18 protein-coding genes and 1 rRNA gene are annotated in these 26,896 nt (G+C 47.7%); 6 read left to right on the top strand and 13 right to left on the bottom strand.

The annotated features are described in order from the left end of the window. The 8 genes from GUA98_RS22290 to GUA98_RS22325 form a co-directional block, all read right to left on the bottom strand. Positions 1-323, bottom strand: a 16S ribosomal RNA gene (locus GUA98_RS22290); the annotation flags it as partial. 694 nt (positions 324-1,017) lie between these two features. Then, positions 1,018-1,566 (bottom strand): GNAT family N-acetyltransferase, encoded by a 549-nt coding sequence (locus tag GUA98_RS22295; protein ID WP_193724420.1) that lies wholly within the window; start codon positions 1,564-1,566, stop codon positions 1,018-1,020. A gap of 21 nt (positions 1,567-1,587) precedes the next feature. Beyond that, on the bottom strand, positions 1,588-3,192 hold the full coding sequence (locus GUA98_RS22300; protein WP_193724421.1) for a response regulator: 1,605 nt from the start codon (positions 3,190-3,192) through the stop codon (positions 1,588-1,590). After that, positions 3,189-5,072, bottom strand: coding sequence for a sensor histidine kinase (locus tag GUA98_RS22305; RefSeq protein WP_193724422.1), 1,884 nt, complete (start codon positions 5,070-5,072; stop codon positions 3,189-3,191). The genes GUA98_RS22300 and GUA98_RS22305 overlap by 4 nt, the downstream gene beginning before the upstream one ends. 25 nt (positions 5,073-5,097) lie before the next feature. Further along, positions 5,098-5,946: a carbohydrate ABC transporter permease gene (locus GUA98_RS22310; RefSeq protein ID WP_153976559.1), complete on the bottom strand. Its 849-nt coding sequence runs from the start codon at positions 5,944-5,946 to the stop codon at positions 5,098-5,100. Further along, positions 5,943-6,854 carry a carbohydrate ABC transporter permease gene (locus tag GUA98_RS22315; protein WP_162010007.1) on the bottom strand — a complete coding sequence of 304 codons (912 nt, stop codon included), beginning with the start codon at positions 6,852-6,854 and terminating at the stop codon, positions 5,943-5,945. Before GUA98_RS22315 ends, GUA98_RS22310 begins: the two co-directional genes overlap by 4 nt. Before the next feature lie 87 nt (positions 6,855-6,941). Further along, complete coding sequence (locus GUA98_RS22320; RefSeq protein WP_193724423.1) at positions 6,942-8,276, bottom strand: ABC transporter substrate-binding protein; 1,335 nt, start codon at positions 8,274-8,276, stop codon at positions 6,942-6,944. A 195-nt stretch (positions 8,277-8,471) separates the two neighbouring features. Continuing rightward, a complete protein-coding gene (locus tag GUA98_RS22325; RefSeq protein WP_193724424.1) occupies positions 8,472-10,808 on the bottom strand; it encodes a glycoside hydrolase family 105 protein in 2,337 nt (778 codons plus the stop codon). A 393-nt stretch (positions 10,809-11,201) separates the two neighbouring features. Between GUA98_RS22325 and GUA98_RS22330 the strand changes: the two genes are divergently transcribed. After that, positions 11,202-12,011, top strand: a complete 810-nt coding sequence (locus GUA98_RS22330; protein ID WP_227779980.1) for a methyl-accepting chemotaxis protein — start codon at positions 11,202-11,204, stop codon at positions 12,009-12,011. A gap of 145 nt (positions 12,012-12,156) precedes the next feature. Here the strand turns inward: GUA98_RS22330 and GUA98_RS22335 are convergent, their stop codons facing one another. Next, entirely contained in the window at positions 12,157-12,975 is an 819-nt protein-coding gene (locus GUA98_RS22335) for an endonuclease/exonuclease/phosphatase family protein (RefSeq protein ID WP_153976554.1), read from the bottom strand. Between the two features lie 278 nt (positions 12,976-13,253). On the opposite strand from GUA98_RS22335, the gene GUA98_RS22340 reads away from it, so the two are divergent. After that, complete coding sequence (locus GUA98_RS22340) at positions 13,254-15,017, top strand: SWIM zinc finger family protein (RefSeq protein ID WP_193724426.1); 1,764 nt, start codon at positions 13,254-13,256, stop codon at positions 15,015-15,017. Then, the gene (locus GUA98_RS22345; protein ID WP_227779982.1) at positions 15,014-18,040 is read left to right on the top strand and encodes a DEAD/DEAH box helicase; all 3,027 of its coding nucleotides are present in this window, start codon (positions 15,014-15,016) and stop codon (positions 18,038-18,040) included. Before GUA98_RS22340 ends, GUA98_RS22345 begins: the two co-directional genes overlap by 4 nt. 181 nt (positions 18,041-18,221) lie before the next feature. Here GUA98_RS22345 and GUA98_RS22350 read toward each other — a convergent pair whose 3' ends face one another. From GUA98_RS22350 to GUA98_RS22365, 4 genes are all read right to left on the bottom strand, one after another. Beyond that, positions 18,222-19,172 (bottom strand): 2-keto-3-deoxygluconate permease, encoded by a 951-nt coding sequence (locus GUA98_RS22350; RefSeq protein WP_193724427.1) that lies wholly within the window; start codon positions 19,170-19,172, stop codon positions 18,222-18,224. A 4-nt stretch (positions 19,173-19,176) separates the two neighbouring features. Beyond that, positions 19,177-20,634, bottom strand: a complete 1,458-nt coding sequence (locus GUA98_RS22355) for a glycoside hydrolase family 1 protein (RefSeq protein ID WP_193724428.1) — start codon at positions 20,632-20,634, stop codon at positions 19,177-19,179. 75 nt (positions 20,635-20,709) lie between these two features. After that, the gene (locus GUA98_RS22360) at positions 20,710-22,638 is read right to left on the bottom strand and encodes a beta-glucoside-specific PTS transporter subunit IIABC (protein ID WP_193724429.1); all 1,929 of its coding nucleotides are present in this window, start codon (positions 22,636-22,638) and stop codon (positions 20,710-20,712) included. Positions 22,639-22,764: 126 nt separating this feature from the next. Further along, positions 22,765-23,601 (bottom strand): PRD domain-containing protein, encoded by an 837-nt coding sequence (locus GUA98_RS22365; RefSeq protein ID WP_321573908.1) that lies wholly within the window; start codon positions 23,599-23,601, stop codon positions 22,765-22,767. A gap of 372 nt (positions 23,602-23,973) precedes the next feature. Between GUA98_RS22365 and GUA98_RS22370 the strand changes: the two genes are divergently transcribed. The 3 genes from GUA98_RS22370 to GUA98_RS22380 all read left to right on the top strand — a co-directional run bounded on the left by GUA98_RS22370 (position 23,974) and on the right by GUA98_RS22380 (position 26,860). Continuing rightward, positions 23,974-24,303: a VanZ family protein gene (locus tag GUA98_RS22370; RefSeq protein ID WP_265333654.1), complete on the top strand. Its 330-nt coding sequence runs from the start codon at positions 23,974-23,976 to the stop codon at positions 24,301-24,303. A 192-nt stretch (positions 24,304-24,495) separates the two neighbouring features. Then, positions 24,496-25,128 (top strand): uridine kinase, encoded by a 633-nt coding sequence (gene udk / locus GUA98_RS22375; RefSeq protein ID WP_095293127.1) that lies wholly within the window; start codon positions 24,496-24,498, stop codon positions 25,126-25,128. A gap of 454 nt (positions 25,129-25,582) precedes the next feature. Further along, the gene (locus tag GUA98_RS22380) at positions 25,583-26,860 is read left to right on the top strand and encodes an S-layer homology domain-containing protein (protein ID WP_193724432.1); all 1,278 of its coding nucleotides are present in this window, start codon (positions 25,583-25,585) and stop codon (positions 26,858-26,860) included. Positions 26,861-26,896: the final 36 nt, after the last annotated feature.

A 26,896-nucleotide genomic window follows, 5' to 3' on the forward strand; every position in this document is an offset into this window, starting at 1 on the left:
TGGCCGATCACCCTCTCAGGTCGGCTACGCATCGTCGCCTTGGTGAGCCGTTACCTCACCAACTAGCTAATGCGCCGCAGGCCCATCCTCAAGTGACAGATTGCTCCGTCTTTCCAGCTTCCTTCAGGCGAAGAAAGCAAGTATTCGGTATTAGCTACCGTTTCCGGTAGTTGTCCCAAGCTTGAGGGCAGGTTGCCTACGTGTTACTCACCCGTCCGCCGCTAAGCATCAAGGAAGCAAGCTTCCTATCAACTCCGCTCGACTTGCATGTATTAGGCATGCCGCCAGCGTTCGTCCTGAGCCAGGATCAAACTCTCCAATAAAGTATTGAAAAGAGCGATTAGCTCATTTTGAATCTGACGAGATTAAAAATCTCATTTTCGCTTCGAAATCATACAGTCAGATGACTTGTACCCATTTCTCAGCATCGATCTTACAAAGTAAGATCGTTACTCACTCGTTGTTCAGTTTTCAAAGATCAAACGTTATTTGCATCCGAGTGTTGTTCTCTTCAGCAACTTTTATATCTTATCATGTCCGAACCAATTTGGCAAGCACTTTTTTTGAAGTTTCTTTCGAAGCTTGTTAAGTCAGCTTACCGCACCGTGTATCTCGTGTTTTCTTGGCCGGAATTAGAATATACCATGCTGCAAGAGTAATTACTACATGTAAAATATCCCAAATGCTAATATCGAAGAAAGAATAGATTTACACAGATACTTTGACCATTATTCTGCAGTCATCAGTGTGCAGACTATATCTAAAACTTATCAGACAGAGGTCAACATCTATTCCAACCCAGTCATTCAGGTAGACATGTATTGTACAGTAGAGGTGAGACTCATTAGTTTCTTTTTCGAAAGCATTTCTGGATTCACTGTTGAAAGCATTCTGAATCCTCTGATACAACTTATATGGTCTACTACGGATCACCTACTACGTTATCTATCTTCTATTAATAGTAGAAGCTGATAGTTAGATATCTGATTACGATGGCCAAACCACTACCGGTCTTTCCTACTTGTTTCCGAATCTACCCATCACAATCGTATCGTAGTACTCCCCGTTCGCATGTCTGCGGTCCTTTTTCAACACACCTTCAATTTCAAAACCCATTCTTCGATATAGCTCTATTGCTTTATCATTCGTTACTAATACAGTCAGTGTCACTTTCTCAACACCACTCCTGTCTGCCCATTGGAGTGACGACTCCAGCAGCTTATTCCCGATGCCATAACCCCAGTAATTTCGGGCAACACACACCCCAAACTCAACTCTATGGGAAAACCGCTTCAGGTCAGACCCCTCACATCTGGCGTACCCAACAATCTCTTCCTGCACAGCAGCCACAAGAAACAAGTTACGATCTTTCTCTGTGTCCAATCGGATAATGTTCCTGAACCCCGCTGCATCGATATAAGCTTCGCCCTGCTCCCGGTCCATGTTCTCCGTTTCTCCATCGATCTGTACACGAAGCGAAGATAACGACTCTGCATCCCGTTCTTCTGCCGATCTAATCGAATAAGCCATTCCTTTTATGATAAACTCCTGTCTATGAATCTTCATACCTACCCTTCCCTCTATTTCCTATCCGAATTCGGATGGACTTTTGCCCGTAAGCATTTTGAATACCTGACTAAAATACGTCGCGTTTCGGAACCCCGTCATCTCACTAACCTCGTAGACCATATATTGACCAGATTGCAGCAGCTCTATCGCCTTTTGAATTCGATATCCGTTTAGATAACCCACGAAATTTTCCCCAGTTACCCTCTTGAATAGCTGGCTCAGATATTTGGGATGTACAAAAAGCCCCTTCGCAATGGCCTCAAAACTGATTTCTTCAGCATAATGCTGCTCCACATACTGTTTCACCTTATCGACAAGTTTATTGCTCTTTTTCTCTGTCATCTCTTTCCGTGTCTGCTCGATCCATTCTCCAATAAATGCATCCATCCAGCATAGCAGATCCTGCAATGAATATTTAGTTTGAATGTCCCTAAGAAACTCGCTCATGGCCATTGGCGGCTGTAACAGGGGATATTGTCTATTCCAACTCTGAATTAAGGTATTAAAAAGACTTACGGCTACCACCTGTACATCCTGAAGGCCAGTGCATTTGCCAACCTTAAACATCTGGTGGATTAAAAGCCATGCCTCTTCTGCCAAATCAATCTTCATGTCTGCCCAAGACTCGTTCCATTGCTGCAGCAGCATAGAATAATCAAGGACACTCGTTTCCACTCTTTGGATGGAGTTATATGAATAGATTCGGCTTCCTCCCTGAAATTCCGCCATCTCAAGTGCTTCTCTGCTCTCCAAATAAGAGTCCATTACCTCGCACAGATGATTTTTGGGTGTTCCAATCCCAGCGCTCATCTCCATTTTGAGATACGTAAATACCTGGTCAATCATCCTTTCCACAAGGGAGTACAACTCATCAAGCAGCTCTTCTCCGCCAAAAAGAAGCAGCACAAAAACCTGATCTGAATAATCCACGATCTCAACCTGACTGTTCGGTAAACGCACCGTTTGTTCCTTGATCGTTTCCTGAATAATATCAGCCGCCCCGTAGCGGAGCAGCTGCCAGTCACGCTCTTTCATCTTTGTCAGAAATCCGGGGCGATTCAGCTGTAGACTAATCACGCTTACCTGCGCAGACAAGGGAATACCCACGTAATCCATACGTTCACTTGGCAGCTCATTGACCTGATAACGTGTGGTCAGGAGTTCGTGCAGAAACTGTTTGCGCAAATAGGGAACTACCTTTCCGATCTCCTGCTTGTATGTTCGCTCCAGCCGCTCATGCCGCTCTCGCACCTCCTGTTCCAACAGAACTTCACGCAGCACGGATTCGATCTCTTCCACCTCTGCCGGTTTCAGCAGAAAATGATTCACTCCCCACCGCATGGCAGCCCGAGCATTCTCGAATTCGTCGTATCCACTTAAAATGATAATCGGCAGATGAGGATAATTGCGGCGAAGTGCCTGTGTTACCTCCAACCCTGTCATCCCTGGCATGTAAACATCGGTCATGACCAGATCAGGGCGCAGCCGGTCGAATTGTTCAAGCGCATCTATGCCGTTGGAAGCTGTGCCTGCAATTCTCAAACCCAGAGAAGGCCACTCAATATGTTCGGTTAAAGCCTTAATCATATGTGGATCGTCATCTACAAGCATGATGGTTTTCATATGTTTTCACCGTCCAGCCAGAGATTTAACTGCTCTTCCGTCTCAATACGCGGTAGTGAGATCGTTACCTGCACACCACCCCAGCTACCTGTACGTAAATGAACGCCATATCCCTTGCCACAATATAACTGAATGCGCTGATGTACATTTCTCACACCGATACCTGATGAACTTTCCAGTCCCCACTCTTCTGGTAAACCTTGACCATTATCCATAATCTGAACAACGACCCTGGATGGATCCTCCGTCTCTTCCCCTATTTCCACACGTATTTGAAGTGTCTCATCTTTGGGATTTGCATGTATGACGGCATTTTCAATAAAGGGCTGCAAAATAATTTTGGGGATGTAACAGCTCCGGACACGCGGATCGATCTGTTCTTCATAATGAATGGAGAAAGGCAATCTTTCGGCCTGGATGCTGACATAACAACGGGCATGCTCCACCTCATCACGAATTTTAATGAACATTTTACCTCCACTAAGGCCAATGCGTAAAAGTTTGCTGAGCTGTACAATCATGCGGCTAATGTCTTTGGCTTCATAATCAAGCGCACGCCAGTGGATCATATCCAGTGTATTGTAGAGAAAGTGAGGTTTGATCTGTGCCTCCAGCAGACTTGTCTGGGCCTCTCGTTTGGCGCGGCTCTCCTCCTTCACCTGGTTCATCAATTCCGTCAGTCTGGAAGCCATATGATTGAAGCCATAAGCCAGATGAGCATATTCCTGGGTAAAAGAGAGCTGTACCCTGGTTTCGAAGTCACCCTTCTCAAGCTGTCTCATTCGCTTAATCAACTGACGAAGGGGCCGGATAATGCGCCGGACGAACAAATACGCGAATACGGCTGAACATACCAATCCGACCACAGCAATACCGAGCACCTGCCATCCCGCATACCTGACCGGAGATAGCAGTGTATGTACAGGTATCGTCTGTACCAAACGCCACTGAAGTGTCGCGGGCTTGGAATACAGCACGAGCTGCGCACCGCCACCATCGCCAGATACTACCTCGAATCCATCTTCATTCTGCTGGGCATGCTCTTGAATCCATTCACTATCCACGACCGGTAGCGTTCCCCGAGCGGCTGTATCCACTCGCAGAAGCGAATCAGCGACAACTGCATCTTCATGACCACTGAAACGTTGGTCGTAAGCCCTTATCGGATCTGCCTCACCCATCTGCATAATGACGTTCCCGGCCGTGTCCACGAGCAGCACCTGTCCATCCAATACCATGGGCATGTCCGCAAATCGGCGAACAATATCGGCACGACTCAATCGGATTAGGACATAGGCAGCCGTACTGCCACGACTGTCGAAGATCCGCTGGGCATAACCAACCAGGGAATGTCCTGATTCATTTTCCCGCAGAGGTACCCAGGCTGCATCAGCATGTTCCAGAGCTGTGAACCATGCGTCCCCTGCAATCGTATCTACTGGATAGATCCGGTCAGCCATCGTGACGTTAACCCCATTGAACGCATCCGTATACAACTCCACGGAGGTAATGCCTTCACTAACCACAAGCGTATGGTCCAGTATTTTGGCTAACTCCCGTCTTTGGTGAATCTGTGTCAGCCTCCCTGTTCCTGCTGTCTCCAGCAAACTTGAGAGCTCTCTGTTGCTCGCCAGCGAATAGGCGGTTCCTGTCACTCCAGTAATAAAATCAAAACCGCGCCGGGTGCTCTCGTTAAGGAGTGCCAGCCGTGCTTTGCTAATCTCGGTAAAGGTTACGGTAGAGAACGACTGATATGCCAGCCAGACGATGCCAGATACAAGCAGCAGGTTAAACGCAATAAAGCAAGTCACCATCAGCGTGGTGAGCTTGCTTTGCTGCAGTTTGTGATTGATAAACAGGGATAATCTTCGTTTCCACATGAAACCAACTCATTTCGTTTGGAAATTACCCTTTGAGCCCGGAGGTCGCGATCCCTTCCACGAAGTACTTTTGGCAGACCATAAATACGATGAAACAAGGCACGAGCGATAACACGGACATGGCAAACATCGGGCCCCAATCCGATTGGGAACTGGAATCCAGGAACAAGCGCAGCCCCAGCGGCACCGTGTACTTGCTAACATCGCTTAAATAGATCAGTTGGCTGAAGAAGTCATCCCACGTCCACAAAAAGGTAAAGATCATCGTGGTCACCAGCGCCGGAAAGGCCAGCGGGATAATGACCTTTGTGTATATGCGTACGGGTCCACAGCCATCAATGGTTGCCGCCTCATCCAGCTCTTTGGGCAGACCGCGGAAGAATTGAACCATCAAGAAAATAAAGAAAGCATCCGTGGCGAGCCATTTGGGCACCACCAGAGGCAGGTACGTATTCACCCATTCCAAATGGTTGAACAGGATATACTGCGGAATCAGCGTCACATGATGCGGCAGCATGATCGTCATTAACATCAGGCCGAAGCAGATTGCCTTGAAACGAAAATCAAGTCTAGCAAAGGCATACGCAGCCATTGAACAAGAGACCACATTACCCAGGACCGCACCCAGTGACAGGACAATGGAATTGGTCAGGAAACGGGAGAATGGGTTACCCTGGATCCCGGTCCAGCCGTTCATGTAATTTTGAAAGTTCCATTCCCGCGGCCAGAACCACGTCTCCGTGAAGATCATATGTCCCGGCTTGAACGAACTGCCCAGCATCCAGAGCACCGGATACAGCATGACGAGGGCAATTCCTGAAATCAAAATATGTTTCGCCATGACCCAAACAGCAGAATTCCGTTGTCCAATCATGATTTCCCACCATCCTCATAATGGACCCACAGCTTGCTGCTGCGGAATACCAGCAAAGTAAACACGCCGATCAGGATTACCAGCACCCAGGCCATCGCCGAGGCATAACCCATTTGAAAGAAGGAGAATCCCTTCTTATAGAGATACAGGGAATACATCAATGTTGAATTTACAGGACCCCCGCTACCATTGCTGATGACGAAGGCTTGCGTGAACGATTGAAAAGACGTAATTAATTGCATGACCAGATTAAAAAAGATTACCGGCGATAATATCGGCAGCGTTATATTGAAGAAACGCCGGAGCGGACCAGCACCATCTACCGCAGAAGCTTCGTCATATTCAGGTGGAATTTGTTTCAGGCCTGCCAGGAAAATAATCATGGATGATCCGAACTGCCATACGGATAACAGCACGATGGAGTACAGCGCATATTTCGGATTAGCCACCCAATCCGGTGCCTTGATACCCACCATGGCAAGCACGCCATTGAGCAGGCCGTCACCACCCAGCATTTTGCGCCACAACATGGCGATGGCCACACTGCCTCCAAGCAAGGTGGGGATGTAATATACAGTCCGGTAAATACCCAGCCCGCGAATCCCCTTGTTAAGCAGCATCGCGACAAGCAAGGCAAAGATTAATTTAACCGGAACGGACACAGCAACATACGTAAAGGTCACCTTCAGTGACTGAATAAACAGCTTATCCGATGTAAACATGGTCGTGTAGTTACCCAGACCGACCCAGGAAGGGGCGGCCAGGATACTGTAGTCTGTAAACGAAATGTATAATGAAACCAGCATTGGGCCCAGGGTCAGAAACAATAACCCAACCAGCCATGGGGCCAGAAACAGAAGTGCTGCTCCACTATGAGCATACCTCCGTTTCACCCGCCGGGCTGTCATACGCTCGGTTCGGGCTTGACCGATCTGTGTTGTACTCATCTTCGCAACCTCCCCGCGGATTTTGAAGTCTGGATCTGTTCAAGGCTTCTATTGACTCGATGCTAGTGTCGCCTTGGCACCTTCAATGAATTGGGCAATCACATCCGATGTGCTGCCTTGACCGAAGGCGATCTGCTCACTAGCACTCTTGAAGCTGGTATCCACTTCGGAAAATCCCTGCGGGTAAGGCGGATCAATTTCACTGGAGTTTTTGGATACGACGTCGATAAACTGGAAGATGGCTTGCTCCGCTTCAGGCAGCGTAGGTTGCATTTGCTCACGAATGCTGGAGTTGACGGGCACTCCCCGCTCGGAGCCGAGAATGGCGGTTGCCTCCGGATCGTTCACCATGAAGTCAATAAACATGGCCACTTCCTTCGGATGTTTGGTTTTGGCGTAACCCGACAGGAACTGACCTGCTTTCAGGTATTCACCGATTTGCTTTTCGTTCTCGCCATGCGGGAGCACTTGTATGCCAAGCTTGTGATCCTGGTTTTTGTTCACCTGCTGGAACGTCAATAATTGGTTGGACCACGCAAAATCCATGGCGGCCGTACCCAGCGAGATCGGGCGTGTCTCCAATGCGTTGGTTGTGGACGCTGTCACCTCGGCAGGGGTAACGCCCCCGTTCTCGCGAAGGGCTCCCCACATGTCAAACCACTGCTGAAGCTCCTCAGGGGTTGCCGCCATCGTCCCACCTTCAAATAGTCCCTTGCCTGTTTGACGAATAAACACCTCAAACATGTTGGTCGTTCCCGATACATCCGCTGATCCGTAGAAACCTTCACCCTTTTCTGCAGCAATCCTGGCTGCAATATCGCTAAAGTCCTTCCACGTCCAGCTCTCCTGAGGCTCTTCGATCCCAAGTTCCTTAAACAGGGTCGCATCATAAATGACTCCGGGTGCATTTACGCCTAACGTAATTGCGTATAATTTATCATCAATCGATCCGGCTTTGAGCATGCTCGCGTCATGGTCATCTGTACGGAGCTCTTTGCTCTCGCTGTATGGGGTCAGGTCAAGAAGTGCACCACGCCGGGCAAAGTCGGTAAGAAAAGCGTAATCCATCTGTACAATATCCGGTGCATTCGAACCAGCTACCTGCGTGGTCAGCTTGTCAAAATATCCGTCCCATCCGGAGTATTCCGGTTTGATCGTAATACCGGGGTGTTTTTCTTCGAACAGTTTGATCACTTTGGTCGTCAGATCATGGCGAGTCTGTGATCCCCACCAGGTCATGCGCAGCTGAATGCTGCCCGAGGCAGCTTCCTCACTTCCCTCACCAGATGAAGCAGTAGACCCGGAAGATGCTCCGGAACAGGCTGTAGCCAATAACAACAGGGACATGCAGAACAGAGTTACCCATTTTTTAGTGATCAACATGAATGAATTTCTCCCCTTTTATTATGGAATCGCTTACAAAACTATTGTAACGGCGTATTACCGCTCATGACATAAACAAAAGTAAGCTTTCCTGTCAAAAAAGTAAGGGATTAGGGAGTAAAAACCACCGGAGTATATTCTCCGGCGGTTTATCAAGTCAAGAATACATCATCTTCATAGTGACCTCATCTTTACTCATATGGAGGGTTGCGTCACTGTAGAAGGTGTTGTGGTCTTCCTGGCCAAGTGCTCTTTCATTTTCGCCACTTCGGTACCTGCCAGCATCATAATGCCAATACCATGGTTGTCATTTGTTACAGTCAGCAGATCCTTATCGTAATATTCCGCCGTGAAAGCATATCTGGACCCACTGCATACCCCGTGTACATTGCCTTGGCGGTCGATAGCTATCCGGGTCAATCCACTCCAGGCCCGCTCTGAAGCTTCAATATAACGCTCTGGCTGCTCCAACCAGCCGAAGCGAACGCCCCGCGCAAACCCATAAGCGAACATGGCTGTACAGGAAGCTTCCTGGTACGTGTTTGCATCATTCAGCACCTGATGCCATAATCCTCCCTCTCCCTGCAAAGCTGCATAACCATCACACAATTCGTTGAAGAACCGGATTAATGCCGGGCGATCAGGGTGCTCTGCTGGCAAAGCCTCCAAAACTTCAGTCAGGGAAAACAGTGTCCATCCGTTCCCACGTCCCCACGGAATATGAGTCGCTTGTTCATATTTGAAATCATATACATGAGACATGATTTTGGCTTCAGGCATAAACAGATATTTGCGATAAAGTAAAAATTGTCTGGCTGCCTCGTCCAGCGCCGATTGCTTCCCTATCAGACGAGCATATCGAACCAGAAACGGGGTACTCATGTAGAGGTCATCTGCCCACATGGTATTCTCGGCAAATTCCCCAATGCACTCGCGGTAAAATGCGCCGTCTTCCTGCCGCTCCAATCGGAAGAGCATGAAATCAGCAATACGCTCAGCAATCGGTAGAAACGTCGGTTCATTACATTCCGAGTACGCCTCAAGCATGGCTGAACCAAAAGAGCCGCAGTTATCCAGCATTTTCATCATGACCAGCTGCTGGTTAACCGCCGGGAACCCGTACTGTTCAAGGTCCCATAGCGAGTAATCATACATTCGGGTGCATGCCTGCACATGTTCTGCTGCATAACGAATGATATCGGGGCGATCCAAATAGCGTCCCGCTTGCAGTAGTCCATAAACCGTTACACCCAGCGGATAATCCCAGCGGCCGTAATTGGTCACACTGCCCACCGTCCACTTATTGCTAAGCATTGCATTTTCATAATACGGGCGAATCCATGCATCTGGCAGATCCAGCTGCCAATACGTATGCTCCGCATGTTTGTTTGGGTTATTGACTTCATCGCTGCCCGGCGAAGCATTTATCCTGTACACACGGTCTGTCCGCAATAAATCTTGCACTTCCGGCTCCATTCCAGATTGGAAAGGACCAACATACATCCACTTCTGTCCTGAAGCTCCGTGCACATGTTTGGGCAGCTCCAATTCAAGCAGCTTCCCGTTCACGGCTGCGTTCAAAGTGAACCTCCATGGCTCAGTGGTCGCGCTGCATTCGCTGCATACCAAGAGATCGTTCTGACCATAAGATGCCTGTATTTCAGACTCGAATGCTCCTGCTTCCTGTAACTGTACAGCTAGCTTCCCATTTACCCATATCGTTAGCGGTCCGGAAGAATGGCCGGATAAACGTATAAGGCTTCCCGCCGAGTCCCTATTGTTTATTCGTGTCCAGGCGTAGGCCCGCTGTCCGGGAACATGTCCATATAATCGCTCCAATGTCGGTCTGGCCTGCTGTTCGAGGGACCACTCCTTACTTGGAAACCACTCAAATATATCATCCTGTTCTCGTCCAAACAGGTTCCAATTAGGTTGAATGCTTCCGGATGTGGATGAAGTACTGAATGCGCGGGCAGCTTCTTCCTGATCCATAGGCTTCGTGTAGATCCATCCGGCTTGTCCCTGACGTTCCTGAAAAGGCGCAAGCACGTTCAAAATGCGCACCTTTCCTTCATCCGAACCAAACTGGCATCCAAAACCGGCAGGGGTATATTTCATCTCAAGCAATAACGTATTCCAGCCGGGCTTGATGTCGATCCCCATTTTTACCGTGGCGTCCGGATTATTCTCGTCCATTACCGTTGAGCGGTACACCAGCTGATCATTAAAATAGAATCGAACTGGCCCATAGCAGCGAATGAGCACATCCAGGTTTCGATCCTCATCTCCCCATACCAAGGCTGCGGCATAGGCTACTTGTCCTTTATGGGTATCCGTGAACCGTTCACTCAGATTGAAATCATACAACCCCTTCTCGTTCTGCAGTATACCCGACTTCTGGAACACCCGATATACAAAATCAGCTTGCGCATTGGCACCGATATACCTCTCAGCCAGCACTTTCAATATCTGATCCTGATCCTCTCCAAAACGGTAGTACATACTCTGCGGTTCATCAAAATAAGTTGTCATGGATTGCCACAGTCCTCTCCGGGTGGAATGAACACTATTTCTTCAAACGTAATTGTCCAAGCATACAATTTGAGTATAGCGCTTAACCTTGATGAGAAAATCCCTTGTACCAAGGCAATTGAAGCGTAAGCTTATGACTCCAAGCTTATTGCAAAGCAGCCGAATAATATCCCCAGTATAACTGACAGGTTTGTTGGTTGGCTATAGAAATTTGTTTGCGCTTTCACGTTATAGAAATGAGTCCCCCTACTTCTCTTCAATTATTGGATACGGTAAGAACAAAATCGGAGAATTAGTTTAAAAATGGGAATGGCCTGCCGATAAAGGTATTAGATTGGAAATTCCACTTTTTGTATGGGAAAGGAAAGATGAGCCTTGAGTATCCTTGAATCTTTGGTAAATGCTATGCCTTTTGTAAGACAGATGTTTCGTGACGATGTTTCCATATCCATTAATGATCATGAGAAAGTGTTGTATTTTTCCGAGGCCAACGGGCTGGAGATTGGTGTCAAAGTAGGGGACGAGCTGCACGAGGACTATAAGGATTTCAAAATGCTGACGAACCGGGATTCCCGTACCGTGGCAAGAATGCCAGGCGATCTGCAAGGCAGACCGTTTGACGCCATACTCATTCCGATTAAAGAGAACGATCAGGTTGTTGGCATATTGGGCGTAAATTACGCGCTGGATAACCATATCATCCTTGAGAAACTAATCAGTGAAAATGAAGCAACCATAAACGCCCTGCTTGGTGGCATTCAGCAGATTGCAGCTCATTCGGAGGAACTATCCGCGACCTCGGAAGAGATCCTGCGCAACTCCAAACAAGCTGCAGAGAATTCAGTCAGTGTGACCAAGGTAACCAATGTAATCCGCGAAGTATCTGAACAAACCAATTTGCTTGGCCTGAACGCCATGATTGAAGCCGCTCGCGTCGGTGATCTGGGAAGTGGGTTCGGTGTCGTTGCCAGTGAAGTTCGCAAGCTATCGGATCACACCAAACAAGCAGCCTCAGATATCGAAACTTCGCTAGGCAGCGTCCAAGAATCAATGAAGCATATGGAGTTGGAGATTGGGCAGATTACATCCGCAACCGTGGATCAGGCGCAGTTGGTCAGTGAGTTTATGCAAAGTATCGAGCAGCTCAGCGAAACCAGTGTGAATCTGAAGAAATTTGTGACCGAGATGCTGGCCTTAGAGTAGGAATAGCAAGATAATAGAACGGACAAATAGACAAACATAATATATGTACATATGCATTCAATAAAAGAAGCCCCCGACTGATTTCCTTATGTAGGAAGCCAGCGGAGGCTTTTTATTTTTGCTACAGGACAACCAGAATCATTCGCTAAATTTCCACAGCCACCCCGTAGTGATCAGATACAACCGGGCCGTTCTTGCCGTTAAGCACAACAGTAGAAGACTTCGCCTGCACCGGATGTTTGGAGAAGATGTAATCAATCCGAAGATCGCGTTTGTTGTCAGCCCATCCGGCAATGGCTTTGACTACCGTTGCTCCATCATCTTTTTGTTCGGCAGTGGTGTACAGGTCATTCCAGCCTTGGCTGACGATGTGATCGTAGCCTTCCCCGCGCACTTCCGCAACATTATTAAAATCTCCCATAATAAACAGCGGCTGATTCAGATATGGAGCAAGTTTGCTCTCCGTTAATTCCCACTGTCCCTTGAATGGTTCCTGTGCATCATCCCACCAGTTATAGTGTCCGTTCACAAACCACGCGGCCTCACCTTCAACGGATGTCTGTATTCCCACAATTTTGCGTGTCCGGTAGTTGCTATAATCGCGCATGTGAGAGACATATTCTTCAAAAGAAGCCGTAATGGGCGTACGGCTCAGGATCGCCAGACCCTCATCGTATTTGCTGAATCCGATATGCGTAGGAACCCATGTCCAGTAATAGGTATCGGTCAGCTGCGTCAGCAAGACATGAGCGTAATTGTCTTTTTTGATCACGGCATCAGGATCGGTTGAGATAAAATGCTGCAAGTGTTCTGCAGACAATGCCGACTCTTCTATGGATTGATTGACTTCCTGCATGGAGATTACATCAAACTGATGTGTATTAATAAAATCAGCCAGCTGGCTGATCTTGTTCAACTGATCTTCTTCCGCCCAGGCGTGTGTATTTAACGTAAGTATTTTCATATATGCTCTCTCCTGTTGATTAAAATTGACCGCTTCAAGGTCTGTATCGTTCCTGAAAGGAATACATACGCTAAGCATACACAATATGGAGCAATAACGCATGCCGGTGGGTAAATCCACCCCTGCTGATTCCATTTATAATGATCAAAAAGTCTATTACAAGTTCTCTCAATCCATGCACGTGGACACCCATAACTGATATGATGGATACAGAAAATCCACACCATACGTCAAGACGTATGGATCGTTAAACCTATGATTGCCCAGGAGATGGAATGATGAACATACCGATTGACATGAATCTGGATGATGCGCAGTGGCAGCAATTGATTCGAGATGTTGCCGAGCACTTTAATAATCTGACGATTATGCGCGGATTCCAATATTATAAACAGAAACGTGTTGGATCATTAACCTTAACGGAACATCACGGAATCACTGCCGACGTGCAGGGCTCTGAAGAGTATAACGTCACCTTGAGCGTCCAGTCTCTGCCCACCAGCTACTGCACCTGCCCGGTGGGTTCGCGCTGTAAACATATCATTGCCGTTATGATGAGTTATGCCGAGCTGCTGGAAAGGCCCGTGCATGCCATCGTTAATGCTCATTCCAGCACGGCTTTGAAACAGGCACCCAAGCCCGCAGCTTCCATGTCTGCATTTCGCTCCGATGCGGTATCCGAGCAGGATACGGATATCCCTCATCAACAGTACAGTCAGATCAGGGAGCGGGCATTAGAGCTCGCAGGCCTGGTAATTACGGAGTGGCATGAACTGTTCGAACAATGCTTGGCCCGATTAGGTACAGGCACGCCAAGTACAGCATATGTGCAGGAAGCTGCCGATGAACTGTATGCGATTAAGCCCAAATTATCCGCCGGGATGGATCAGCTATTTGAGTTCCATGTACATCTGTACCTTATGCGATACTGCATCCCTTCTCGCCATCCAATCAGTAATACGCCTATCTATTTGAGTTACCCTGCTCAGCTTGCCGTAGATGCACTTCAGAAAGGCATGGATCAGGTGCTAAGCCGCCCCCTTCAATTTGCGGAGCTTCCGGACAATAAGCTTACGCAGTTGTGGAAGCGGCTTGAAGAAACCATAACGTACCTCCGCACACAGATGATGTCCGAGACGTCCACATTGATGCTGTTCACGCCGATCTATCGGCAGGTTTGGCTAAATTGGATCGTTCCTCACTTACAAAAGGATCATTTGCTGGTATCGGAGCTGAACATTTTACAGGACATCGAAGATCAGTTGAAAGAAGCTACCGTGAACACACCAAGCAATAACGGAGGTCGTGTGCTAGGTGTAGCCAATCTGACAGGCAGCAGCCAGTCCGGTAAGCCTGGAAAATCGGCGCCCTTGCCACTTGTGCTCGCACAAAGCTGGATATACTTCCACTTGCATCAGGACGAGCAAGCCTGGCAGCGGTTGACGAGTGGGAGTACGGCGTACGGCATCCCGGCAGAACATCTGCTGCATTTTCTGCATGTGCTCGCGGATGAATCGGATTGGAAACGGCTCGGTGCATGGCTTGCACAGCTTGGACCACTGCTGGCCAATCGCCGGAATGAACCTCTGCAGGATTATATGCAGCTGTGGGACATGACCATTAAGCATCTTCCCGAGATGGAAAATCACATGTGGGATACCCTGGTCAGCATGCTCCCACACTCCCGTCCGGCTTACGAAGAAGCCATGCATAGCCGCGGACAGTGGCGGCGCTGGATTGATTTTCAGTTGAGTACGGAGACAGAACCGCTTGAATTTCGCGTGGCAGTACTGCAGCCGATTGAAAAAGATGCACCGGAGCTCCTGCTCCCGTTCTACCATCAGGCTGTGGAACGATACATTGGTCACAAGAACAGAGACGGTTACAAGGCAGCGGTCAAGCTGCTGAAGCGGCTGTCCAAAATCTACAAAAAACTGAAGCAAGAGGAACGCTGGGAAGATTTCATCACCGCACTGGCTGTGCGGAATAGCAGACTGCGTGCGCTGCAGGAAGAACTTCGGAAAGGTAAGTTGATCTCATGAGCCTTATACATCCCTATACCGAAACGATTGAAGTCCACGTTGCATTAACCGGATACGGTGATGCCTTATTTTATGGAGCCCTTAATACTCATCATTTTGTATCCGGGCAGTCGCTTAAGCAGCGACTATTTGCCTGGCATGCTCCTTCCTTCTACGGAACCGAGCTGGAGACGAGACAGATTGAAGATATTGATCTGGTGGTACTGCCTGCGGAAGAGGTCATCCCGTTCTTCGCAGAGATGCACACGCTGCTGCACATTGAATGGAAATGGGACGAGCAGGCAGCTCATCTGATCAGGCTTGCCCCTACCCTTGCTGCAACCATTGAAAACCGAAAATATGTCCCCAGCTTCGCTGCTTATCGTACAGGTCAGCTGCAATGGAGCTGGGATCCGGATAGCATGAAGCCACAGGATCGATCTGCGCTGAGCAAAGCCCTTGAAGAGACAGACGAGAGCTACGCCGAAGGACTCAACGCGGCCTATTCAGCTACTGTATTCCAGCGGTGGTATAACACCGAGGAAGCTGCAACCGATCTGCGGCGCGAGTTCCCTCAGCTGTTCCCTCAAGGAGGGACACCACCAAGGACAGCAGGAATGGATGCCCAGGCCTGGCTTGTCTCCATCGGATGGAAAGCAGATGCTGCCCCGTTCCGCCCGCTTCTGCAATTGCTGGAGCCGGATGACGATGAACCCGCATGGCGGCTGCGTGTCGTTTTGCAGGATAAGCTGGATGCTGCTTCATTGGTTCCCGTTCGGCTTGATTCTCGCGGAAGACTTGAAGGTGAATGGCCGGAGGTATGGACAGCATTTATCCTTGACCGTTCTGCCGGTTGGCTGGAGCAGCTGCGTGCACATTTGCCGCGAATCAGCCGCTCCATCAGCGGGAGCCGTGATGTGCTCAGCGATCCGCTCAGTGATCAGGAAGCATGGCAGTTCCTTACCATAGACAGCGGCAGACTGCTGGAATCAGGCTGGCAGGTACTGCTTCCGGGATGGTGGGAAGCAGCCCGCAAAAAGAAACCTAAACTTCGTGCCAAGGTGAAGCCGGAGGAAGGCAGTGAACGCGGACAGTCCTTCTTCGGACTGGACTCCATCATTCATTTTGACTGGCGCATTGCAATTGGAGACACCGATCTCAGTGAAGAGGAATTCGCCGACCTCGTTGCCCGTAACGAGCGGCTGGTACGATTCCGCGGAGAGTGGGTACCACTCGACCCTGCCCTGCTGGAGCAGATTAAGCGGGCCATGGGTGGTGTCGACCGGGAACAGGGGCTGTCGTTTCAAGACATTCTGCACCTGCATCTGCTGCAAAATGAGCAGCGTGAATATCGTCATCAGAAATGGAAGGAAGGACAGCAAACCGAGGAGGAGCAGCAGCCGCAGACTAATGAGAATATTCGTCTGGAAGTCGAGCTGAATGAACACCTGAACCGGATTATTGCACAGCTTGGCGGTGGACAAGGCGGGGCTCCCTCCCTTCCCGTTCCAACTGGACTGCATGCAGAACTTCGCTCCTATCAAAAGGAAGGCTTTGCATGGCTTGGATTCTTGCGCAAATTCGGCCTTGGCGCCTGCCTTGCGGACGATATGGGGCTTGGCAAAACGATTCAGTTTATTACGTATTTGCTGCATCTCAAGGAGAATCAGCAGCGGTTACCCGGGGATGCTCCCGCCCTTCTCGTCTGCCCCACTTCGGTACTGGGCAACTGGCAGAAGGAAATCAGCCGTTTTGCACCTTCGATTAACGTCAGTCTGCACTACGGTGCACGCAGGCTTAGCGGAGAAGCCTTCAGGGAACAGACCGAACAGGTCGATATCATCATTACGTCTTATGCCACGGCCACGCTGGACCAAGAAATGTTACAGTCATACACCTGGGCTTCCATCTGTCTGGACGAGGCTCAGAACATTAAAAATGCACAAACCAAGCAATCCCTGGCGGTACGCAGTTTCCCAGCTAAACACCGTATCGCTTTGACAGGTACACCGATTGAAAATCGGCTGGCCGAGCTATGGTCCATCTACGACTTCATTAATCCGGGATACCTTGGCAGCGCACGCGCTTTCCAAACCCGGTTTATCAGCGCGATTGAGAAAGACAAGGATGAGCAGCGCATGCTGGATCTGCAGCAGCTGGTCAAACCATTTATGCTTCGCCGCAAGAAAAAGGATCCGAATATCCAGCTCGACCTGCCAGACAAAAACGAGATGAAAACCTACATTCATCTTACCGGCGAGCAGAGTGCCCTCTACGATCAATCTGTTCAGGCGCTGATGGATAAAATGAAAGAGCTGGAAGGCATTAAGCGCAAAGGTGCGATTCTATCTGCGTTAACCCAGCTCAAGCAGCTGTGTGACCATCCGCTGCTCCTGACGAAGGAAGCTCTGCCGGAGACGTTGTCTTCGGACGGCTCCAATACGGAATATGACCTGTATAGTCCACAGGACATGGCGATGCTGATCAGCCGCTCCGCGAAGCTGGAACGGCTGATGGAGCTTGTGCGTGAGCTTCGTGAAGAGGGCGAGCGATGCCTTATTTTCACCCAGTACATTGGTATGGGTCAGATGCTGCAGCAGGTTCTCCAGCAGGAACTGCAGGAGCCTGTATTGTATCTGCATGGTGGCACATCCAAGACGGCACGGGATCGCATGATTGACCAGTTCCAGTCCCGTACACTGCCTGCGCATGAACAGCCATCCGTCTTCATTCTGTCTATCAAGGCAGGTGGCGTGGGTCTGAACCTGACCGCAGCGAATCATGTATTTCACTTCGACCGCTGGTGGAATCCCGCCGTGGAAAACCAGGCCACCGACCGGGCATACCGCATGGGACAGACAAAGGATGTCCAGGTGCACAAGTTTATTTCCCTCGGCACGTTGGAAGAGCGTATAGACGAGATGCTGGAGAGCAAGCAGCAGCTTAGCGACAATATTATCACCAGCTCCGAGAACTGGATTACTGAGTTGTCAACGGACGAACTGAAAGATCTCTTCACTCGCCGCCGCGACTGGTCGGGTTAAAGGTTGGACGTTGCTATATAAGCTAATGGCTAAGAAAGCAGAAAAAGCGAAGTTACCGACGCTGCGTCGAGAACTTCGCTTTTTTGTTATACCTCATGACCTTCCATTGACCACAATGGATCAGATAAAAAGTGTAAATTAACGCATGTTGCCGATGATGGATGATCTGGAATCCTGCATTTTAATCCCTCTCTATTGAAGATAATCCTGTCTTAGCCAGCCTTCTCGCAATGTAAGGTACGACAATTGAAGTCAGAATGACCGCAAAAGCAATTTGCGCAACTGCCGTTTTCACATAAGGTTCATAGGCGGGGTCAAACCCAGCTGCCATGGAGGGAACTACCATGGACAATCCAGCAACTGAACAGGTCGCTGCAGCTGCATAACCCGGACGTCTCAACACCACACGATCTATACCAATGAGGGGCAGCATGCACAGGAGTAGAAACAGGACTGTGACGAGCAGCCCCGACAGACTGGACTGAAAGGCCACACGTAGATCGATGTTGGATCCGAAGCTGGTTCCAAGGAACGGCAGCAGAATGAGCGTACCTGGAGCAAACATTTTCTGAATGCTGCTATCCAGGTTACCCAGCAACATACCGATCAGAAAGGGCAACAACGTTGCAATTACGCTTGCATAGTCAATGCCTATACCGCTAGCCGAATTGAGAATCATCACCGGAATAATCGGTACAGCAATCAGATTCAGAATACCGAATGCGGCCCGATCCACTTCATCACCATAGGAGTTCATTAGAGCCAGATACAGACCCGGATTGCTGCTTGTGAGTACTGCTATAAATGCCACTGCCGAGACCCCGCCAACGCCGCCAATCCCAAAAAAGTGCACAAACGCCCAACCGATCAACACGCTGATCATTATCCGTGATACACATAGGACGCCCGCCCTCTTCAAAGTGGTTACAAGCTGGGACAAATTCAGCTGGGTTCCAGAGACAAGCAGAATCATGCCGATGAGAACCATAGTGCCTTTGGAAGTGAATAGTGCCGTTGTTGGGTCCCCGATCTGAAACAGCGATGGAAATGCGGTGTTAATTACGGCGGCGATCAGCATGGGAACGATTAACAAGCCTCCGGGTATTTTCTTGACTCGACCAAGAATATTCATGGAATTAGAGCTGCTCTCCATTCGTCTTTATCACATTTTGATACCAGTAAAATGAATCCTTACGATATCGTTTCATCGTTCCATTCCCGTAATCATCCTGATCCACGTAAATGAATCCATAGCGCTTGCTCATCTCGGAGGTTCCGGAACTGATCATGTCAATCGGACCCCACATGGTGTATCCCAACACCTTTACGCCGTCCGCAATTGCGAGCCCCATCTGCTCAATATGCTTGCTTAGGAAGTCAATTCTGTAAGGATCATTCACTGTCCCGTCCTCGTTCAGTTTATCGTAAAAACCCGAGCTGTTTTCAAGAATGAACACTGGCTTTTGGTAACGGTCATAGACAAGATTAAGTGTGTATCTCAGTCCGACCGGGTCAATCTGCCAGCCCCACTCGTTGGCAGGTAGATGCGGATTTTTATAAACACTATGAACATTGCCGGCCGTTAATTCAAGCTGTTCGGTATCACTGCTGGAGATCATGGAATTGTAGTACGACATACCGACAAAGTCGGCAGTGTAAGCCCGAATACTTTCTAAATCACCTTCCTCGATGTTCAACTGGATTCCCTTCCTTTTGAAATACGTTTTCGCGTAGTACGGATACTCTCCTTTATTAAGCACATCCAGGAAAAACTGATTCTTCATCTGGTCATCCTGTTGCATCTGGAGTGCATCCTCCGGCTTGCAAGTATAAGGATAGGTTGTAAAATACGCTACCATGCTACCAATCATATTTTCAGAATCGATCTTGTGCGCCATCTTGGTTACTCTGGATGCTGCCACAAATTGATGGTGCAGCCCCTGGAATAACATTTCTTCATAATTCGGCTTGTCATATTCGATAATACCCAGCGTCTTGGCCCCTGCTTTCACGCTCATATTGATCTCATTGAATGTAACCCAGTACTTAACTTTTCCTTTATACCGGTTAAACAACACATCACAATAATTTACGTATAGATCGATTAACTTGCGGTTATACCAACCTCCGAACTTGTCGATCAGCACAATTGGCATATCAAAGTGACTGATCGTAATCAGAGGTTCCATACCATGTTTCAGACATTCCTCAATGACTTGGTCGTAAAATTGAAGTGCCTTCTCGTTCGGAGCCGCATCATCCCCATTCGGGAATACTCTGGCCCATGAGATGGAATAACGGAATACCTTGAAGCCCATCTCGGCGAAGAGTTCAATATCTTCTCTAAACGTATGGTAAAAGTCAATTCCACGGCGTTTAGGGTAGTTGGTTGGATCAGGATCACTCTTTGCTTCTTCAATCATCTCACGATTAATTCGAAGCTGCTTGGTCACCTTTCGATCATTCTTCTCGTTAAACTTCATTACTTCTGGTATGGTGAGAGTTTTGCCATCGACATCGTAGGCACCTTCTGCCTGACAGGCGGAAAGTGCTCCGCCCCATAAAAAGTTCTCTGGAAAGTTGGATTGAGTCATATTAGTTTCCTCCTGTTTGTTGTTATATGATTGTTCATCATAATATCTCTGATCTATTACATGGCTCTCAGTAGATTATGGGATCAGTTTGAGCAAAGCTTCGCTTTCCCGAACCGGGCCGCTGGTAGCCGTAGTTAGTACGTCTCCGAATTCCTGCATATTGGTAACTACAATGGAAGTAATGGTGTTATATCCTGCTGAGGTTATACCCTCCGGATCAAATTCAACCAACAAGTCCCCCGCCTTGATCGTCTGGCCCTGTTCTATATGGGCAGTAAAATACTTACCTTTCAGACTGACTGTGTCCACACCGATATGAATTAATATTTCCACCCCATTCGAAGCCTTGAGTCCAATGGCGTGTTTGGTCCGGTATAAGGCTTCGACGATCCCGTCGAAAGGAGCATACACCTTGCCTTCTGAGGGTATGATTGCGATACCTTTGCCCATTAACTCTTGCGCGAAGGCCTGATCTTCCACTTCGGTGATCGGTTTGATCTCTCCGGTCATCGGGCTAACGATGAGCATATCCGATGATACTGCCGCAGCATTATCATCGCCTGCAACCTTCTCTGTCGCTGGCGAGAATTTTGTGTGTTCCGCGGCATTGGCCTCTTGCTGTTTGGCCTTCGTCCCATCTGTATCCTCCTTGATACCCGCCATAAGTGTAAATACAAAGCCGAGCACCACTGCCGCAATGCAGCCAATAACAACATAAATGTAACGGTCGGAGGTATACGTTCCTAACGCAAGCACACCAGGCAGCGAGATTGCATTGGCTGTGGTATGCACAAGGCTGTAAAAGCCACCTACTAATCCGCCTGCTAGGCACCCTGCAAAGAAGGGGCGTTTGTATCTCAGCGTAACCCCGTAAATGGCAGGCTCGGTAATGCCAAACAGAGCCGTAAATCCACTTGAACCGGCAGCGGACTTCATGGTTTTATTTTTCGTCAGTACAAATACACCAAAGGCAGCCCCTGCCTGTGCCAAATTGGCAGCCAGCGCTGTAGGCAACAGCACGGTCGAACCTAGCGTAGCAACTTGCTGAACCTGAATTGGCATGATGGCATAATGCATACCAAACATGACCATGATCGGTTTGAAGAATCCTAGGATGGCTCCAGCAAGTATACCTGCTGTCGAAAATAACGAGTTAATTCCATTCGTCAGCCAATCACCAATATAGGAGCCGATTGGTCCAAGTACGATCAATTCCAGTGGAACCATGATGAATAGGACAATCATCGGCGTAAGCAATACCTGCAGAAACTTGGGGATAACCCGATTCACGACAGGGTACAGATAACTCATAATCCAAACAGCCAAAATAATGGGAATCACAGAAGATGAATACTTCATAAGCAGTATCGGCAAGCCGAGGAAATCAATGCTGTTCACTCCGGTTTCCGCAATCTGGGATGCAGCATTCAAAATGGTTGGATGCATGAGCCCTGCTGCAAGAGCTACTGCCAGGTACGGATTAGTCTTGAATCGTTGTGCAGCACTGACTGCAAGGAAAAATGGCATGAAGTAAAAGATACAGTCCCCGATCATGTTGATTATTGTCAGGAATCCGGAGTTTTCCAGCCATCCCATGGCTGCAATCACTGTAGCCAGACATTTGATCATCCCGCAGCCAACCAAAGCAGGCAGAACAGGGGTAAATATACCCGCAATGGTCTCCAGCACGACGTTAACCGGATTTCGTTTTTTTCGAGGCTCGTCGCTTCCAGTACCATCCTCTGAACCATTTATACGGTCCGATGTGATGCTTTTCAACTCATGGTATACAGCATCTACTTTGGCACCTATGACAACCTGAGTCTGTCCACCCGAGTTTTGTGCCTTGAGTACGCCTTCCAGTTGATCCAATCCCTTCAGGTCGGCCCTGGCATCATCCTTTAATACAAACCTCAATCGAGTTGCACAATGTGTCAAACCCGCAATATTTTGTTCGCCGCCAACAAGTTCAAGCACGTTTTTGGCCAAGTCTTTGTTGTTCATGACCCTTCTCCTCTACATGAAAAGATAACAATTTTTATATAAAAAATGACCAAGCCGGGGAATCGTCATTCCCTACGCTTGGTCATGCCTGATCGAATCAGTAACAGTCCAGATTTAGATATTCAGCTATTCATTGGAGATTAATCGTTGTATATGAAGAACCAGGTACAATTTTTCATCGTCGGAACAAGTCCATCCATAGTTGTTTATCAAGAAGTCATTAATTTTCTCAACACAGGCAAGTTCCTTCGGAAATTTCTCCTTCACCATCAAGAACAGGGATTCATTCTCATCCTTCAACGACTTGCCGCTCATCTGCCGCATGATGAAGTACCTGATATGTGTGGCAAACCTCATGAAATGAATTGAGTCTTCCTGGAAGTCAATTTTTAGTGCGTACTTAATGATGGATAAAATTTCCCCCGTCACGGTAGTCACTTTGGTGGTATCCGTCATCTCACCCGAACCCAACTGTGCATTCACGAAATGCAGAGCAATCAAGGTAATCTCCGCCGGTGGCAGGGCAATGCCTGTCTCCTCCTGAATTTTGTGAATTGCAGCCTCACCCACCCGCGTCTCATCAGGATATAACGTTCGGACTTCCCATTCCAGCGGATTTTTAATGTTGATGCCTTCTCTGGTTCGAGTCAGTGCAAAACTTATATGATCGGATAAGGTGAGAAGCAGGTTCGGGTTAAATTGTTTGTTCAGGATCTGACTGCCAAGCTTGATCACTTCTTCTGCCAGATAGATATCTTCAATTGGTATACTATTCAACAGATCATACATGCGAATATTTTTGGGAGCCACAAAGATTTTCTCTACCAGATCCGTTTCGGTCAATTCGTATGGCGTTTTCAGAAACCCTACACCTTTTCCAACCACAAAGACTTCCTCATTGTTATCATTGATGGCAATCGCCACATTATTATTTACTTTCTTGATAACCTTCAATATCCTCACCCCCCGACAAAAATAAAAAAGACCGAAAGCGATTACAGTTAAGCAATCGAATTCGGTCATGCCTGGCTCTCCCAGTAACAGTCCGTGTTAAGTATATATGTATTATTATAGGCCTGTTGTTCAAAAAGTCAATTGGCCAATATCAGGAAAATATTATCCTGTTTGTACTGTAGGGGAAGGCACAATTCAACTCGTCTATATATAGCAAACCTTTTTTTCTTTTATTAAAAAATAATTGTGACCATATAAGCCCACTGAAAGTCTAATTCATGTGAAAACCAAGCAGGTGCTATTTTCCCGTAACCGAAGAAAGGGGCTTTTATCCATGGACCCGACCGATCACCCTGGTACAAGAACCTTCAATGGGTTCCGCTGCTTACTGCGGATGCGCCAAGTTTCCTTCTGAACATTGTACTGTTTATGCCGCTGGGGTTCCTGCTTCCTCTTTTGAAACCATCGGTTGACTCGATACGCAAAGCCGCATCAGCGGGCCTAATGTTCAGTTTCACTATTGAAATATTGCAGCTTGTGATCCGGATTACTCTGGGGAATGGCCGCTCGACTGATATTAATGATCTGATTGCGAATACGGCAGGAAGTGTGCTTGGTTTTGTTATTCTTGGTCTGCTCATTCGCCTGATTGGCCAGAACCTGATTCTTCCCTGGACCATGCGAGGGCACAAGCGCTCTACTATGCGTTAGAATCGTAAATCTGAAAATGAGTATGCCTCCCGAAAGGCAAAACATGGTCTGTTCCTTAAGATGAAAAAGTTAGCAAGCTGTGATACAATGAAGGAATTGTGTATTCGCAGACAGACATGCAGATAGAGCTCATTTATGATGCTCTCCATCTACTGATCATGCTGCCAATCTAGGGAGGTTTATGGAACAACCATGCTCATTATTGGTATCGCCGGAGGGACCGGCTCCGGTAAAACGACGGTAGCTCGCTCCGTCATCGACCGTCTTGGATCAGGCAAAGTGACGTTTATATCCCAGGACAATTATTACAAAGATCAATCACAGCTCACGCCAGAGCAGCGTCGACTCACCAATTACGATCATCCGTTTGCATTTGACAATGATCTGTTGATTGAGCATCTTACCCTGCTGAAGCAAGGACAAACGGCATATGCTCCCGTATATGACTTCACCATAGATAACCGTGCTGCCAATGAGACGGTTGAACTCGCACCGAACCATATCGTTATTGTAGAAGGCCTTCATGTGCTCATCGACGAACATCTACGTGCCCTGCTGGACATCAAGGTATTTGTCGATACTGATTCCGACGTTCGTATTTTACGGAGAGTGCTGCGGGATATGGAGGAACGTGGACGTACGATTCAATCCGTTTACAAGCAGTATCTCGAAACCGTCAAACCCATGCACGATGCCTTTATCGAGCCTTCCAAAAAGTACGCGGACATTATTATCCCCGAAGGTGGACATAACGAAGTCGGCATTCAGATGTTGTCGATTTTGACCGAGAAGTACCTCACCGGAGAGAAATGGAACGGCGCATAGAAGATATCTAATGCAGAATTGTTAGCCGTCTGCCTCTTCTGGTTTAAGAGAAGTAGGCACGGATCAGCTACTACGTTCAATGTAAAATTCATCTGGAATCCAGGCTGCGTTGGTGCAGTCTGGATTTTTGGTATTATTCTGTTTCTCTCTTTTCAAATGGGTGAAAATGGGTTATCCTTGAAATATATGAGCTTGGCAACTACATATTTTGATCTTCTACCTTAAAGCATAAGGCTATGAATCTACGGATTCGTGGCCTTTTTTTGTGTTTTGGGAGGTTGAATGGGTCTAGAGGAGGGGTTTTAAACCAAAATTCGGAACACCAATATTGAGAAATAATACCAAATACCCAGTTATACATGGTAGAATATTGATGATTATTACAAATTTAGTATCTAGCAGTATCAAGTACATAACCACAACGAGGAATTGAAATTAGAAAGGAGCAGTATTCATGAAGAAAATGATTCTAACCGGGGTCACAGCATTGGCTTTGCTTGCAGGAGGCGTAATAGGTTCAGGAAGTATCGGGAGTTCAGTAGAAGCCGCTCAAGCTACGCTAAAATTCAAAGATGTTCCTTCGACACACTGGGCGGCTGCAGCGATCAACTCCGCAGTTGAACAGGGAATCTTCCAAGGATATGCCGATGGGACATTCAAACCAAGCTCACCTGTGACCAAGGCCGAAATGGCTAGTATTCTCGGACGATTAACCGATCAGCCTAATGCAGCCATACAAGAAACCAATAACTTTACAGACGTGCCTGAATGGGCAAAAAGTGGCGTATCCGCTGCGATTGCCAAAGGCTTCATCAGCCCTGCCAACTACAATGGAAAACTCGATGCCAAGGCATCTCTAACACGGGGTGAAATGGCGACCTGGCTCGCACAGGGGCTGACCGTGGTTGATTCGGATTACAAACAAGCTCTGTCTGATGTAACCAATACGGTGATACCTGCGAAGGAATACTTCACAGGCAAATTGGCAAGCAACCAAAAAAATGCTGTTGCTGTTGCTCTGGGTACAGGGTTGATGAGTGTTTCTAATGATAAAAATTTTGGAACCGATCGCACCACGACAAGGGCCGAAGTTGCTGTGCTGATCGCTCGTTATGCAAGTGTGGCGAAAACGAAGCCTGCTGATTTTCAGGGCTTGAATGAGTTGCGTGCAGTTGGTTTAACGGGGACGAATTTGAGCATTATTGCACCTAAATATCAGAAAACACCAGAAAAGAAGGTTTCACCAAACGTTGATTACAGCGAAGTCACAGATGACTTCTCGAAAGTTCGAAACAAAAATATTATTACTGACACTAGTTATGCTGACCTCAAGATAAAGAATTGGATTATTGTTAATACCTTTGCAAAAGGATCTGCAAGAAGTATCTATTACCCTGTTTTTGTAGACGAAGGATTCACTCTCTTACGGGGAGCATACTTTTCTTTTGCAGAACTTGAATTAAACGTAAAAAGGCCTACTATGAATGCACTACAAGCTGGAAGTTTGCTAAATTCAGCAACAATTAACCCTATGAATTCTCCAAAATCAGATGCATTTGCTGCATATGCTGTGCCCAGTATTAATGCTACTACTAAAAGTAAAGGTGTATTCGTAATTAATAACCCAGTTTACTGGAGCGTAGGACTTTTGCATTTCGATAAGGAGTTGATTTCCGATGTCAGTCTCGTTGCCAAAGAAGGTCCTACTTACAGCGTAATAGCCACAGATTAGAGGGGATAAATTTTGGGGCAAAAAGTATTTTTTAAA

The organism is Paenibacillus sp. P13VS (assembly GCF_015143645.1).
Classification (GTDB): Bacteria; Bacillota; Bacilli; order Paenibacillales; family Paenibacillaceae; genus Paenibacillus; species Paenibacillus xylanilyticus_A.